The sequence below is a fragment of the Georgenia wutianyii genome (assembly GCF_006349365.1).
GTDB classification, from domain to species: Bacteria; Actinomycetota; Actinomycetes; order Actinomycetales; family Actinomycetaceae; genus Oceanitalea; species Oceanitalea wutianyii.
The window spans coordinates 2,600,057-2,613,771 of the sequence record NZ_CP040899.1 but is presented as its reverse complement, the minus strand read 5'-3'; the positions used below and the strand labels follow the sequence as shown (position 1 = coordinate 2,613,771).

The following is a 13,715-nucleotide window of genomic DNA, read 5'->3' as shown; positions in this document are numbered from 1 at the left end:
GAGTCGCCTGGCACACTCGGCTCATGGACCATCAATTGCGGGAGTCTGAAGGTGGGGCCCAAGTGCTGTATCACTACACAACGCTTGAAGGCTTGATTGGGATCTTGACCAGTGGTGTCGTCCGTGCCTCGTACGTGGGGCGCCTCAATGACCGAAATGAAGTTGAGGTTGGCCTGGAGGGGGTGCGGCGAGTTTTAAGTGAGGATCTGTACGGTGAAGGATTGCTTGGTAAGGTGAATGAGAACGACGACTTTGACCGAATATTCGTAGCGTGCTTCACTGAACGTGAAGACTCATTGCCGCTGTGGCGTGGTTATGCGTCGAGCGTTGGTGGCGGTTATGCGATTGGCTTCCGTAGGTCGGCCCTGGAGGCTGCAGTCGTTGTTGGCTCCAAACCTCCGCGGCATCCCATTCTTAAGCGTGTTCGTTATAATCCGGACGAGTTTCTAGCCGAGATTCGCCAACTAAAGAAGCGCGTGGCTAGCCACGAGGACAGTGGCACAAGTGCACCCCTCCGCGAACCAGAGTGGAGTCCGGGCGGAATGTTCGTGCAGGCGGCTACCTTGAAGGAGAGTGGGTGGTCTGATGAGCGGGAGTGGCGCCTCGTCGATGTCCATCACACAATGTGTGGGGAGGGGAATGTGGAAGAGTTGCGCGTGCGACCGTCGTTGTACGGGCCGTATCCGTACCTTGACCTGCAGTTGTGGGGCCGCGATGGTGATCACCATCGAAACTGGCCGATCGAAAGGGTGATAGAGTCCGTCTGGATTGGACCAGAGCCGAACCAGATCGAACGCGGTCAGGGCGTAGAGTTCTTGCTACGCAAGGCGGACGTGGATCCGGATAAGGCGGACGCGACGTATCGTCGACCGGGATCTGTCGCGACGAGCGGCTCACTGGTTCGCTATAGCCGCTGGGCGACTCGGTAGAAGTGGTCCAGCCATGTAGCTTCTGTGCTCGCTCATTTGGAGTGGTGGGGCTCCGCGAGTCAGGGGTTGTCTAGATGTGCCGAAGATTTGAGTGAATCGGTTACGGGTTTTGAGTCTGGGAGGTGTAAGGCTCATCAGCGTGGATGAGGCTTGCCGATATCGAGGTGCGCCCGATTTGCAGCGTTGCTCTGGGATAAGGCCGGAATGCCTCTCGGCGTTAATTCCGGATTCGCGCAAGATCCGCCGACAGGGCCATGAGTGTGCCTGGCCAGCGCCCTGGCCGGTAGGTGGTGGATACGGCCTAGGCGGCTTCGCAGCAGCACGCGCTGCTCCGCCTGGGCCACGCTGGCCAGGCCAGGCCAGACTGGACTAGCGACCCGGACGCTAGCCCGCGCGCACACCCAGCACCGTCCGCGCGATGGTGCGCACGGCCTGGAGCAGCTGCCCGAACGACTCCTCGTAGACCTCCTCGGACCGCCGGTAGGGGTCGACGACGTCGTCGAGCTCGGCCGGGACCTGCGCGCGCTGGCGGGAGGCCAGCGGCACGAGCGCGGCGAGGCGCTCGGCGGGCCGGGCGTCCGCTCCAGCGGCGGCGTCGAGCTCGGCGGGGTCGACCGCTTCCGCCATCCGGGCGAGCTCGCGCACGGTGAACGTGCGCCGCACGGCCGCCGGCACCCGCTCGACGACGTCGGCACGGTGGGCGCGGGTGGCGGTGAGGACGAGGTCGGCCCCGCTGACCATCGGCTCGGTGAGGGCGCGCGCGGCGAACCCGTCGGCCGTGACGCCGTGCCGCTGGAGGAGCTTGACCATGGGCGGCTGGACCGGCTCGCCGACAAGCGCCCCGGTGCCCGCGCTGTGCACGTCGATCCCGCTGCCGGCGACGAACGCGGAGCGCAGGAGGCGCTCGATCGCGGGGGAGCGGCACACGTTCCCGGTGCACACGACGAGGATCGTGTAGTCCTCGCCCGAGCGGTAGGCCATCGGGTCCTCCCCCTTCTCCTCCGAACGTTCCCGGGCCCGAGCCTAACCCGGCGCGCGGGAGGTCAGGAGTCCCGGCGCGGGGGCTCGCGGGTGTGGATTCCGCGTCAGCTCTCCCGGCGCGCGCACCTCAGCCGGGTGGGAGCCGAACCGTGGCTCGTCACCGGAGAGGTACGTGGCCGGGGTCCGGACTGAGCCGCTCATCGCGCAGCTCGCGCCGGTCGCGCTCGTCCACGGCAGGGTCCTCGCCGAGGCGGAGGAGAAGCTACGCGGAGCGGCTGACGAGGTCGTTCCGCACCGTCGTCGGCTGAGCCGGGGAGCCCTGGAAAGGGCTGTCCGGTCGGAGTGCCCCGTGGTGGAATGGCCGCGTGACGGACACCTTCCCCAGCTGGCTCGAGGACGACACGTCCGCCCCCCGCCCGAGCGACCACGGCGAGCGTCCCCGCCGTCGACGTCGATCAGGCCGTGGCCGCACGGTCCTGGCGCTGCTCATCACGCTGCTCCTGCTCGCGCTCCTCGGTCTCATGGTCCTGTTCGCCGTGCAGGCCCGGGCGGCGCAGGCCGATCTGCGCGCCGCGATCCCGCTCGTCACCCAGCTGCGCGAGCAGGCGCTCAGCGGGCAGACCGACGCCGCCGCGGCCACGGCGGAGGAGCTGCGGGAGCACGCCGGGGCTGCCCGGGACGCCGTCTCCGGGCCGCACTGGTCGCTGGCCGCGCACGTGCCGTACCTCGGCCCGAACGTCGCCGCGGCACGGACGGCCACCGAGGTGGTCGACGACCTCGCCGGTGACGTGCTGCCCCAGCTCGTCTCCGCGGCGGGCGTCGTCGACCCGGCGCGCCTGGCACCGCAGGACGGTCGGATCGACCTCGCGCCGTTCGTCGAGGTCGCGCCGCAGGTGGTCGCCGCGGACGAGGCTGTCGACGACGCCCGTGAGCGTCTCGCGACCATCGACCCCGAGGAGGTCCTCGAGCTGATGCGCGGCCCGCTCGCGGACCTCACCGGCCAGGTCGACGACGTCGCGAGCCTCACGGCGTCGGCGTCCCGTGCCGTCCAGCTCGTCCCGCCGATGCTCGGTGCCGACGAGCCGCGGGACTACGTCCTCATGGTGCAGAACAACGCCGAGCCCCGGTCCACCGGCGGGCTCACCGGTGCCTTCCTCCACCTGCGGGCCGACGACGGCGCCGTCGACCTCGTCGAGCAGCTCTCCGCCGGTGACATCGGCTCCTTCCCCGAGCCCGTCGTCGAGCTCAGCGACGCCGAGGTCGCCCTGTTCGGGACGCAGCTGGGGCGCTACCCGGGGAACGTCACCGCCACGCCGGACTTCCCGCGCAGCGCCGAGCTCATCCGCGCGATGTGGACGGAGCGCGTCGGGGGCGAGGTCGACGGAGTCCTCTCGCTGGACCCGGTGGCCCTCGGGTCCATGCTCTCGGCCACCGGCCCGATCGACGTCCCGCAGGAGGCCCTGTGGGCGGTCGGCGCTCCAGCCGGATTTCTCGGGGAGGGCTCGCAGCTGACCGCGGACAACGCTGCGGACCTCATGCTCAACGGCGTCTACCGCGAGATCGCGGAGCCCGCCGCCCAGGACGCGTTCTTCGAGCTCGCGGCCGCCCAGGTCTTCTCCCGCGCGATGACCGGCGGCGCCGACCCCACCGCGACGGTCGCCGCCCTCGTCGAGGCCGCTGACGAGGGCAGGATCCACGTGTGGTCCGCCCACGAGCCGGAGCAGGCGCTGCTCAGCGGCACCGTCCTCAGCGGCGAGCTCCGCGGCGACGACGGCGACGGCTCACCCGTCGTCGGCGTGTACGTCAACGACCTCAGCGCCGCGAAGATCGCGTACTACCAACGCATGGAGGTCGAGGTCGTCGCGGAGCAGTGCCACGCGAACGGCGCTCAGGACCTCACGGTCTCGGTCACGCTCACGTCCGAGGTGCCCGACGGCGCGGCTACGCTCCCGGCCTCGCTCGTCGGTCTGGGTCGCGTCGTCCCGCAGGGTGACATGCGCTCGAACCTGCTCGTCTACGCGCCCACGGGCGGGCGCATCACGGGCGTGCGCGACCCGGCCGGCGAGGTCGAGGTCCTCCCACAGGTCCACGACGACCAGGTCGTGGTCGGGCGCCGGGTGCACCTGAGCCCGGGACAGTCCGTGACGACGGAGATCGACATCACCACCGGGACGGGCCTCACGGGCGACCCGATCCTGCGGACGACCCCCGGTCCGGGTAACGAGATGTTCGTCTCCGCCGCGTTGACATGCTGATTCGAGCCGTTAGCCTGTTCGGAACCGATCACAACTATGGTCCTTCGGGACCAACTTGGGGGAACTGCTCATGATTCGACGTGCCATCGTCGCGGTGTTCGCCGCGGCGCTGCTCGTCCTCGCACCGAGTGCCGCTCTCGGCTACTCGGAGGACGACTTCGACGTCACAGTGTCCACGACCAACCCGGCCCCGGGCGAGGCCTTCACGGTCACGGTCACTGCACCCAGCGGGACTGACGTCACGCTGACCGTCACCTCGGACGACGCGAACGTGGGGGACGACGACATTCTCATCGCCGGGACCAAGGCGCTGACGAAGACCGCTGTCGACGGCCAGGCCGTCTTCAGCGTGACTCTGCTCGAGGAGGGGGCCTACGACCTGGTCGCCACGGATGCCGAGGGCAACGTCCTCGACACCATCACTGTCGTCGTGGGTGACGGCTCGGGCGCGCCCGTCACCACCGACGGTGGGGCCGCCGGCCTTCCCGAGACGGGTGCGACGGCCACCCCGCTGATCATCGGCGGCGCGCTGCTGCTGCTCGTCGGCGCCGCGGCCATCTACTTCACCCGCCGCATGAAGGTCTCTGCCTGACGTCTGCCGACGTCAACGAACGTCCGAGAGGGCCCCGGCGACTCGTCGCCGGGGCCCTCTCGCCCACCCGGGAGCGAAGGATGATGGGCAGAAGTGTCGGCGCACTGCGGCTGGCCGGCTGTCTCGGTGTGGTCGCGGCCGCGCTCGGCGCCTGCGGCGCCGGTGCCGCCCACCCCGAGCCCGCGGCGCCCCCCGGCGCGACACCGGAGGACCCCTCGGGGTATGCGGCCGAGCTCGTCGAGCTCACCAACGAGACCCGTTACGCCGAGGGCCTCCAGCCGCTCGCGGCATCCGACTGCGCCCGGCAGGCGGCCGTGGCTCGCGCGACGGACCTCGTCGGGCAGGAGGAGCTCGTCCATGCACCGCTGGGGCCGGTGATCCAGGAGTGCGCGCCGTTCACCACCGCGGCCGAGAACCTCGTCAACAGCACCGCGGAACCCGCCGACGTCGTCGCGGCGTGGCTGGACTCCTCCGGTCACCGGGCGAACCTCCTCGACCCGGCCCTCACCGAGATCGGGATCGGGTGCGTCCCCGACGGCGCGCGACTGCTGTGCTCCCAGCTCTTCCTCGGACCCTGACCCGAGCACGGCCGTGCTCCGAACTCCCATGAGGTGACCGCAGATGGCATCGCGCTCCAGCCGCCGACTCCCCGTGGCGGGCCTCGGCGCCCTCGTCCTGCTCAACGTCGTGCTCGTCGCCCTGCTGGTGACCCGCCCGACCACTCCCGTCGTCGACGCCGCGGACAGACCTGCGACGGTGACCCCCGGCGTGGAGGCGACCACGCCGCCGACGAAGCAGGAGACCGACGGCCTCGCTGAGGTGGAGCGGCTCGCCCGGTCGGGGCGGCTGCTCGTCAACGTCGACGGCACGACGGCGTGGCGGGCGACGGCGGGATCCTGCGGCGAGGCCGGGACGGTGGAGCGCAGCGTGGACGGCGGGCTGACGTGGCAGGAGCTGCCCGTCGACCTCGCTCCGGTGAGCCGACTGCGCGCCCTGGGGCCCGAGTCGCTCTCCGTCATCGGTGGGGGAGCGGGCTGCGCGCCCACGTACCTCTCCTCCTCGACCGCCGGAGCCTCCTGGACGGCGAACGACCAGTACCTCGACGGCTCCTGGTACCTCGTGCCGGGCGACACCGATCTCATGGGGGCGCCTGCGGGAACGGTGGAGACACCCTGCGAGGCGGTCCAGCTCGCCGCGCTCGACACGGCGCACGCCGCCGTCCTGTGCGCCGACGTCAGCCTCGCACTCACGGCCGACGGCGGGGCGACGTGGACGCGGCACACCCCCGACGTCCGGGCGCGGGCTGTCGGTCTGACCGACGAGGGCTACGTGGTGGCCGGTGCCTGGGAGGCGTGCGCGGACACCCTCGCCGTCGCCCTTATCCGTCCTGACGGCAGCGCAGGGGAGGAGCCGACGTGCAGCGGCGTGGTGGCCCCCAGCGGTGAGGATCTTGCCGTGTCCGCGGCAGGTGGACGGGTGTGGGTGTGGACCGGTGACGAGGTCACCGTCACGCCGTGATCAGCGGCGAGGAGTGGCGGACATCCGCTCGCCGGGCCACGTGGACCGGTTCGCGACGGCAGGCTCGGGCTCGGTGACCTGTCGAGCGCCACGCGCTTTGCGCGAGGACGAGCGGGTCCCGGTGAGCGTGGGGTCCTGGCTGCTGTAGTACTCGTAGGCGTACCGGTCGCGCTCCTTGCGCTGCGCCTTGTTGAGCACGATCCCGAGGACGTGGGCGTCGACCTTGGTCAGTGCCTCGAGCGAGGCCCGCAGCTGCTGCTTCTGCAGGCGGTCCGCGCCGGCGACGACGAGGGTGCCACCGGCGAGCTTGCTGAGGACAGCGGCGTCGGTGACCGGCAGGAGCGGCGGGCTGTCGAGGATGACGACGTCGTACGTGCTGGTGAGCTCCTCGAGCAGGCGCGTCATGGCCCGCGAGCCGAGCAGCTCGCTCGGGTTCGGCGGGATCTGACCGGAGGGCAGGATGTCGAGGGAGGAGCCCTGCCAGGGCTGGACGACGTCCTCGACGTTGGCTCGGCCGATGAGGACGGTGGTGAGGCCGACGCGTCCCTCGAAGCCCATGTACTTGGCCACGGTCGGGCGGCGGAGATCGGCGTCGACGAGCACCACCCGCGCGCCGGCGTCGGCGAGCGAGGCGGCGAGGTTGATCGCCGTGGTCGTCTTGCCCTCGGCCGGGACGGAGGAGGTGACGACTATCGAGCTCGGCCGGTCCCCGAAGTCGACGAACTGGAGGTTCGTCCGGAGCCGGCGGATCGCCTCGGCGCGCATGCCCATGGAGTCGTCATGCATGAAGACGGGATGGTCGGTCGCTGCGGTGTCGATCGGCACGATGGCGAGCGGGCTCGCGTCGGTGACGGCGGCGATGTCGTTCTCGTCGCGGACCTTCGTGTCGAGCACCTGCCGCAGCAGCGCGACGCCGACACCGAGCAGCAGGCCGAGGACGAGGCCGAGCGCGAGGTTGCGCATCGTGTTGGGCGACGACGGGGACTGGGGGACCTGCGCCTCGCTGAGCATCGTGGCGCGGACCGTCTCGGTGCCGTCGGGCCGCTCGGGGGAGAGGCCGCCGACGGTGGACGTGAGCTCGTCGGCGACGGCGTTGGCCAGGTCGCGAGCCAGCACCGGGTCCTCGTCGGTCGCCGAGATGACGAGGATCGTGGTGTCGGCCGCGACGGTGACGTCAAGGGCCGACGCCAGGCTGCGGGAGTCCTGCTCGAGGCCGAAGGCCTCGGCGACGGGGTCGAGGACGATCGGGGACTTGGCGACCTCCGCGTAGGAGGACATCTGCTTCTCGGTGAAGGTCGAGCCCTGAGCGAGGTCCGAGACCGTCTCACCGCCCTGCACCGCGAAGAACATGCGCGTCGATGACGTGTACTCCGGCGTCGTCAGCAACGTCGCTGCCGCTGTCGCTGCCAGGGTGACCAGCGCAACCGTGACGATGGACAACCATCGGGTGCGAAGCACGTGCAGGTAGTCGCGCAGTTCCATTCATCCCCCTGAAAGTCCATTGGTCATGCCCGGGTCATCCTCCCACATCACTTCCAGGCGGCCGGCCGCCGAACGGTCGAGGGCTGGTCGCCGCCAGCCCCCGCACCTACGCCCTGTTGGCGCGGCGCCGCAGCGCCCAGGTCGTGCCGAACAGGATGCAGTGCCCGATGCCGGAGCCGATCGCCGCACCCATCGCCCCGAAGGGCGGGATGAGCCCGACGTAGAGGACGGCGGAGGCCACGAGCCCGACCGTCTCGGCGACGGACACGAGGCCTGGACGGCCCTCGGCGATCAGCCAGCCGTGCTGGAGGCGCGTCATCGCGTAGACGACGGTGCCCGCGCCGAGGATCGGGATGAGCTCCAGCGACCGGTGGTACTCCTCGGGCAGGAGCAGACTGATCGCGAAGTAGGCGAGCACGCCGATGACGACGGTGAGGCTCACCACCCCGAGGAAGAGCTTGATGACGAGGCCTCGGTTGCTGCCGGCGGCGCGTGAGCGCAGCCGCCCCAGGGAGGCGTCCACCCACTGCTGGATCGGCCAGGCACCGACCTCCATCACCGTCGCGACGGTGACGTAGATGCCCAGCTCCGCAGCCGACGAGAGGAAAGGCATCATCAGACGGTCCGAGCGGAGGAGCGCGGTGTTGCCCAGCGAGGCGGGGATGAGCCTGAGCCCCTCGCGCCGGACACGCGCCAGCTGGCTCGTGGACACGTGCTCCTCGCGCGACCGACGGCGTGCGCGGGCGCTCGTCACCATCGCCGCGGCGCTGCTCAGGGCGTAGGCGCCCAGCCAGGCGGCCGGCGAGCTCACGTCGAGGAGGTAGAGCACGACCCCCAGCCCGAGCAGCCCGCACTGCACCGCGATGGTGTTCGTGACGAAGGTCCGGCGGTCACGGCTGACGACGTAGGCGATCCGGACCCTGCGCACAGCGGCGTTGGAGACGACGTAGGTGGCCGACATCGCGAGCAGGAGTGCCAGGAACCAGCCCGAGACCCACCCGGTGACGAAGGCGGCGACCACCAGGAGCGCGGCCCCGACCCACACCGACCTCGTCAGCCGGCCGAGCTCCCTCACGGCGGTGGGGAAGGAGACCCCCGTCCGTTCGGCCACGTAGGGCCGCTCGACGCCCAGGAGCCCGAGAGTGGTCGCGATGTAGGACAGCTGGATGAAGAAGGCCAGGGTGCCGCGCTGGTCCGGCGGCATCACGCTCGAGGAGAGGAAGTTGATGGCGAAGGCGACGCCCGCGGTGACCACCTGCCCCGCGAGCAGGGCGTAGGCGGGATGGGTGAACCGGCGGCTCACCGGGCGATCCACCGAGGACCGCGCGCCGAAGGTGACGACGGGCTCACGCGCCGACCACCGCCGCGCGGAAGCCGACGTAGAGCTTGTCGCGGTCGAAGCGCTCGCGCCCGAGCTCGGCGCTGCGCTCGCCGGCCTCGCGGAGCTGCTCGGGGCGCGCCAGGATGTCCTGGACCTGGAGCGCCGCCTTGGCCGGGTCGTCGTCGAGCCTCCAGCCGGCACGGTGCTCGGTCATGAGCTCGGTGAGCCAGCCGTCGTGGTTGAAGAGCACGGGCTTCTGCGCCGCCATCGACTCGAAGACCTTGTTGATCGATGCCGGCTCGAGGCACGTGAGACGCAGCACGCTGGAGATGGTGGCATCCGCCGCCGACAGGACGCGGGCGAGGTCCTGGCGCCGGACACGGCCGGGGAGCAGGGAGTCGACGTCGAGGCCGTGCTTCGTGGCACGCTGCCGCAGTGCGGGCATCGTGCCGCCGTTCCCGTACATCACCACGCGCACGCCCTGGGAGCGCAGCGCGGCCGCGAGGTCCACCACCCAGCCGAGGTTGTAGATGCGGCCGAAGCTCCCGGCGTAGACCAGGACCGTCTCCTCCGGCTCCCAGCCCTGCTCCGCGCGGATCTCCGGCGTCTCCGAGGGATCGGGGAAGAGGGAGAAGTCGCTCGCGTTGGGGATGACGACGACGGGCACCGTACCGTTGACGCTCCGCACCCCGGCGGCCATGTCGTCCGAGAGGGCGATGACGGTGTCCGCCCGGCGGTAGGTGAGCCGTTCGAGCCCACGCGCGAGGGCCTTGAGCACCGGGTTGGTGAGGACGCCGAGCTCGATCGGGACGGTGGGCCACAGGTCGCGGACCTCGAAGACGAAGCGCGCCCTGTTGGTGAGCGCACCGATCATGCCGGGCACCGCCACCGTGAGCGGGGTGCTGCTGGCGAAGACGACGTCGGCCGGGGTCCGCACGGCGAGCAGGGTCGCCCGCAGGACGAAGAGCAGGAAGGCGACGATCCGCTTCACCGGGCCGGCAGCGTTCGCGTACGGGGCACGGACGTGGACGATGCGCACGCCCTCGACGTACGTCGTCCGGGCCTGGCGGGAACCGGCGATGAGCGTCACCTCGTGGCCGTCGGCGGCCAGCCGACGGGCGAACTGCCACGGCCGGCTCAGGCCGCCCTCGGCGGGGAGCTGGGAGTAGTGCTGGTGGATGTACGTGATCTTCACGGCGTCCTCACCTGTCCGGGGACCAGTTGCTGATGATCCTGCGTCTCTTGCCGGACGCGAGGAGGGGGATCTCGTCGGTGTGCTCGATCGTGAGCTGGGCACCGCTGCCGAGCTCACGCCTGAAGTCGGCGGCGATGCGCTCGTCGCGCGCAACGTCCTGCGGGGCGTTGAGGCGGACGGTGTAGGCGCCCTGCCCGGTCTGGACGAGCTGGTACTGCCTGACGTCGACGTACTCGTTCATCACCTTGGCGACGAAGTGGGTCGACAGCAGGGCGTCGTCGGCGTCGTAGATGAGGTCCGAGCGCCTGCCCTCGATGCCGGCCAGCCTCGAGGTGTCCGCCTGCCCGTCCGCGCCGACGTGCCAGTACCCGACATCACCGGTGTCGTACCGGACGAAGGGCATGGCGCGGTTGAACAGGTCGGTGACGACGATCCGGCCGGGCTCTCCCGGGGCGGCTGGGCCGTCGGTGTCCAGGTCGAGGAGCTCGACGTGGTAGCTGGCTGTGTTGAGCTGGTAGGAGGACGCCCCCGGCTGGCGCTGCGCGAGGATGCCGTTCTCGATGTTGGAGTACCGCACGCTCAGCGGACGCCTCAGCACCGACTCCACGAGAGCGGCCAGGCCCGGGCTCGGGGCCTCCGAGGTGGCCAGCACCGAGTTGACCGCTCCGGACGGCAGCGAGATGCCCTGCTCGCGCACCAGGACGCAGAACTGCTCGATGGCGGAGGCGTAGCCGATGAGGTTCGCGCCGTCACCCGCCCGGCTCATGCGGCGGGCGACCTGGGCGACCTGGTCGGCGTCCAGGCGGGTGACGTCGACCGGGGTGAGGTTCTGGAGACGCTGCTTGACGGCGGCGAGGCCCCTCCTCGCCGGCCAGACCGTGAAGTAGTACACCGGCGCACCGACGTCGTAGCCGATCCGGCGGGCGAAGGCGATGGTGTCGGCCGAGTTCCGCGCCACCTTGCCAGGGTCCTGGAAGGAGGCGAAGGGCGTGCCGGTCGAGCCGCTCGTCGACACGCGGCGGAGCTTGCCGTCGGTGTGCGCGGAGGACCTGTAGTCGTCGAGACGCTCGCGGATGATGTTCTTGTCGGTCACCGGGTAGGAGGCGAGGTCGTCGGGGGAGCAGCCGGCGAAGGCGCGGGCCGTCGTGGCCGCATGCACGAGCATCCCGCGCAGCCGGCGGGCGTGGAGCTCGGCGCTCGCGGGGTCCCCGGGGCGTGCCAGGGTCCGGGTGATCTCCTCGACCGCCGTCCTCGTCCGTGAGCCACGGGCGGTGTCGACGAGCCGGAAGGCGGTCTGTCGTGCTGCGACAGGTAGCGTCATGAGCCCTTCTCCACGTTGTCCAGCTCGCCGACGACCCGCACGTCCTGGTACTTCGCCACGGTCAGCGCCGTCCGGTACTCCAGCAGAGCGGGGTCGGCGGCGCCGCGCAGGGACTGGAGGATGTACAGGGGGACATTCGCGCCGGCGGCGTGGCAGAACGGGTAGCCGCCGCCGAAACGGGGGTTGATGTCGATGACGTGCTGAGCGCCGTCGGCGGTGCGGATGATGTCGATGTCGACGAGCCCGCGCGGACCGATGAGATCGCCCAGGCGGGTGACCGTCTCGACGAACGGGGCGGGGTCGACGGTCACGGCCTTGTCGGTCTCCCCGGCCCGCATCCGGAGCTTGCGGCGGGCGAGGACGCCCGTCAGCGCCGGGGTGGGGGAGGTCAGCGAGAACACCCCGTCCACGCCGTACTCGTCGCCGGGCACACGCTGCTGGACGACGACCCGAGCGGCTGGCGGCAGGTCGGGGACGGGGTCGTTGTCGGGGGCCGGGAGCTCGGCGAGGGACCCGGCGACGGCGGAGTCGAGCTGGCTCGGCGTGGCGAAGCGCAGGCCGGAGGAGCCGCTGCCGAAGCGGTGCTTGACGACGTACTCGCTCACCGGGTCGTCGACCGAGCCGCGCAGCTCGTCGAGCTCGGCGGCCAGCCACGTGCGGGGGGTCGTCACTCCCGCCGCGGCGAGGGACTGGCTCATGGCCAGCTTGTCCGAGAGGTTCCGCTGCGCCTGGCGGCTGGGGACCAAGACGTGGTCGCAGTACTCCTCGAGCCGGGAGCCGAGGCCCCGTGACAGCAGGTCGATCTCGAAGTCGTTGAGCGGGACGAAGAGGTCGGGCCGCTCGGCCGTGAACAGCTCGAGCATCTGCTCGGCGTACGCAGGGTCAGCGTAGGGCGGCATCCACACCGAGCGGTGGGCGAGCCCGAAGCTCGGGCTGGTCACGTCGTTCTCCGTCACGATGACCTCGCCGGGCAGGCCGAGCTCGGCGAGAGCCGCCATGAACCAGCCGACGAGGTAGGTGCGCCGGCCGGCCGAGCCGATGACGATCTTGATGTCCCTCATCGCACGACCGCCGTCATCTTGAGCTTCGCCTCTCCCGGGACCTCTCCGGTCACGTGGAAGCCGAAGCGCTCGTACAGCCGGACGGCCGAGGTGTTCTCGGCCTTGACCTCGAGGCGCACCTCGGTGAGGCCGAGCCGCTGCGCCTCCTTGAGCAGGTGGACCATGGTGAGACGACCGATGCCCTTCGCGTGCAGGTCGGGTGCCACGTAGAGGTACAGGGCGGCACTCCCGTCGGCGATGTCGGTGATGCCGAACATGGACACGGGCGAGCCGTCCTGCGAGACGCAGGCGAAGTCGGCCCTGGTCTCGTCCTCGGCTGCCTTCCGGAACCACGTGACGGTGTCCTCGAGCGACGCCTGGAAGGAGATGGTGATCCCGGCGCGCACCCGTGGGTCGTTGAGCCACTCGACCCGGGCGGGGAGGTGCTCCTCGACGAGCGGCACGCAGGTGATGGGCTCGCCGGAACCCATGAACTCGCTCATCGTCGCCTGACCCTCCGCCGCGATGCCGCTGCGCTGGAAGACGGTCCTGATCGTCGCCAGCACGATGGACAGGTCGAGGGCCGGGGACATGGAGTCGACGTACTCGATGTCGAGGTCGAGCCGCTCCTCCCACGTCAGTGCGTTCCGTCCCCGCACCTGCGCAAGGCCGGTGAGGCCGGGCCGGACGTCGTGGCGCCGGGCGTGCCGGCGGCTGTAGCGGGGGAGGTAGGTGGTCCGCAGGGGCCGGGGGCCGACGAGGCTCATGTCCCCGCGGACGACGTTGAGGAGGGTGGGCAGCTCGTCCAGGCTCGTGGAACGCAGCCGGTGCCCGAACGGGGTGATGCGCTGCTCGTTCGTGATGAGGCCGCCGGCCGGATCCGGCTCGAGCATGGTCCGGAACTTCACGAGCTGGAAGACGCGGCCGTCCTTGCCGGGACGGTCCTGGCGGAAGAGCACGGGGCTGCCGAGCTTGACGCGCACCAGCGCGGCGACGGCAAGCTGCACCGGAGCGCTGAGGACAAGTGCTGCGCCACCGACAGCCAGGTCGAGGGCACGCTTGACGCGGTCGTACCTCATGG

12 protein-coding genes and 1 pseudogene are annotated in these 13,715 nt (G+C 70.7%); 5 read left to right on the top strand and 8 right to left on the bottom strand.

Annotated elements, in window-relative coordinates; translation table 11 throughout:
* Window positions 1-23: 23 nt before the first annotated feature.
* Complete coding sequence (locus FE251_RS11540; RefSeq protein ID WP_139948850.1) at window positions 24-929, top strand: DUF2971 domain-containing protein; 906 nt, start codon at window positions 24-26, stop codon at window positions 927-929.
* Between the two features lie 384 nt (window positions 930-1,313).
* Here the strand turns inward: FE251_RS11540 and FE251_RS11535 are convergent, their stop codons facing one another.
* A complete protein-coding gene (locus FE251_RS11535) occupies window positions 1,314-1,910 on the bottom strand; it encodes an arsenate reductase/protein-tyrosine-phosphatase family protein (RefSeq protein ID WP_139948849.1) in 597 nt (198 codons plus the stop codon).
* 365 nt (window positions 1,911-2,275) lie between these two features.
* Here FE251_RS11535 and FE251_RS11530 point away from each other — a divergent pair, with 365 nt between their 5' ends.
* The 4 genes from FE251_RS11530 to FE251_RS11515 all read left to right on the top strand — a co-directional run bounded on the left by FE251_RS11530 (window position 2,276) and on the right by FE251_RS11515 (window position 6,275).
* Window positions 2,276-4,165 carry a DUF4012 domain-containing protein gene (locus FE251_RS11530; protein WP_139948848.1) on the top strand — a complete coding sequence of 630 codons (1,890 nt, stop codon included), beginning with the start codon at window positions 2,276-2,278 and terminating at the stop codon, window positions 4,163-4,165.
* A gap of 70 nt (window positions 4,166-4,235) precedes the next feature.
* Complete coding sequence (locus tag FE251_RS11525; RefSeq protein WP_139948847.1) at window positions 4,236-4,757, top strand: LPXTG cell wall anchor domain-containing protein; 522 nt, start codon at window positions 4,236-4,238, stop codon at window positions 4,755-4,757.
* Between the two features lie 80 nt (window positions 4,758-4,837).
* Window positions 4,838-5,335 (top strand): CAP domain-containing protein, encoded by a 498-nt coding sequence (locus FE251_RS11520; RefSeq protein WP_139948846.1) that lies wholly within the window; start codon window positions 4,838-4,840, stop codon window positions 5,333-5,335.
* A gap of 43 nt (window positions 5,336-5,378) precedes the next feature.
* Window positions 5,379-6,275: a beta propeller repeat protein gene (locus FE251_RS11515; RefSeq protein ID WP_139948845.1), complete on the top strand. Its 897-nt coding sequence runs from the start codon at window positions 5,379-5,381 to the stop codon at window positions 6,273-6,275.
* Here FE251_RS11515 and FE251_RS11510 read toward each other — a convergent pair whose 3' ends face one another.
* From FE251_RS11510 to FE251_RS16105, 7 genes and pseudogenes are all read right to left on the bottom strand, one after another.
* Window positions 6,276-7,757, bottom strand: a complete 1,482-nt coding sequence (locus FE251_RS11510; protein ID WP_139948844.1) for a polysaccharide biosynthesis tyrosine autokinase — start codon at window positions 7,755-7,757, stop codon at window positions 6,276-6,278.
* A 106-nt stretch (window positions 7,758-7,863) separates the two neighbouring features.
* Window positions 7,864-9,060, bottom strand: coding sequence for a lipopolysaccharide biosynthesis protein (locus FE251_RS11505; RefSeq protein ID WP_139948843.1), 1,197 nt, complete (start codon window positions 9,058-9,060; stop codon window positions 7,864-7,866).
* 43 nt (window positions 9,061-9,103) lie between these two features.
* Entirely contained in the window at window positions 9,104-10,273 is a 1,170-nt protein-coding gene (locus FE251_RS11500) for a glycosyltransferase family 4 protein (RefSeq protein ID WP_139071381.1), read from the bottom strand.
* A gap of 7 nt (window positions 10,274-10,280) precedes the next feature.
* Window positions 10,281-11,594 carry a phenylacetate--CoA ligase family protein gene (locus FE251_RS11495; RefSeq protein WP_139948842.1) on the bottom strand — a complete coding sequence of 438 codons (1,314 nt, stop codon included), beginning with the start codon at window positions 11,592-11,594 and terminating at the stop codon, window positions 10,281-10,283.
* Window positions 11,591-12,655 carry an ATP-grasp domain-containing protein gene (locus FE251_RS11490; RefSeq protein ID WP_139948841.1) on the bottom strand — a complete coding sequence of 355 codons (1,065 nt, stop codon included), beginning with the start codon at window positions 12,653-12,655 and terminating at the stop codon, window positions 11,591-11,593. Before FE251_RS11490 ends, FE251_RS11495 begins: the two co-directional genes overlap by 4 nt.
* On the bottom strand, window positions 12,652-13,125 hold the full coding sequence (locus FE251_RS16110; protein WP_230976629.1) for a GNAT family N-acetyltransferase: 474 nt from the start codon (window positions 13,123-13,125) through the stop codon (window positions 12,652-12,654). Before FE251_RS16110 ends, FE251_RS11490 begins: the two co-directional genes overlap by 4 nt.
* Window positions 13,120-13,713: pseudogene (locus FE251_RS16105) on the bottom strand (sugar transferase); the annotation flags it as partial. The pseudogene FE251_RS16105 and the gene FE251_RS16110, both read right to left, overlap by 6 nt.
* Window positions 13,714-13,715: the final 2 nt, after the last annotated feature.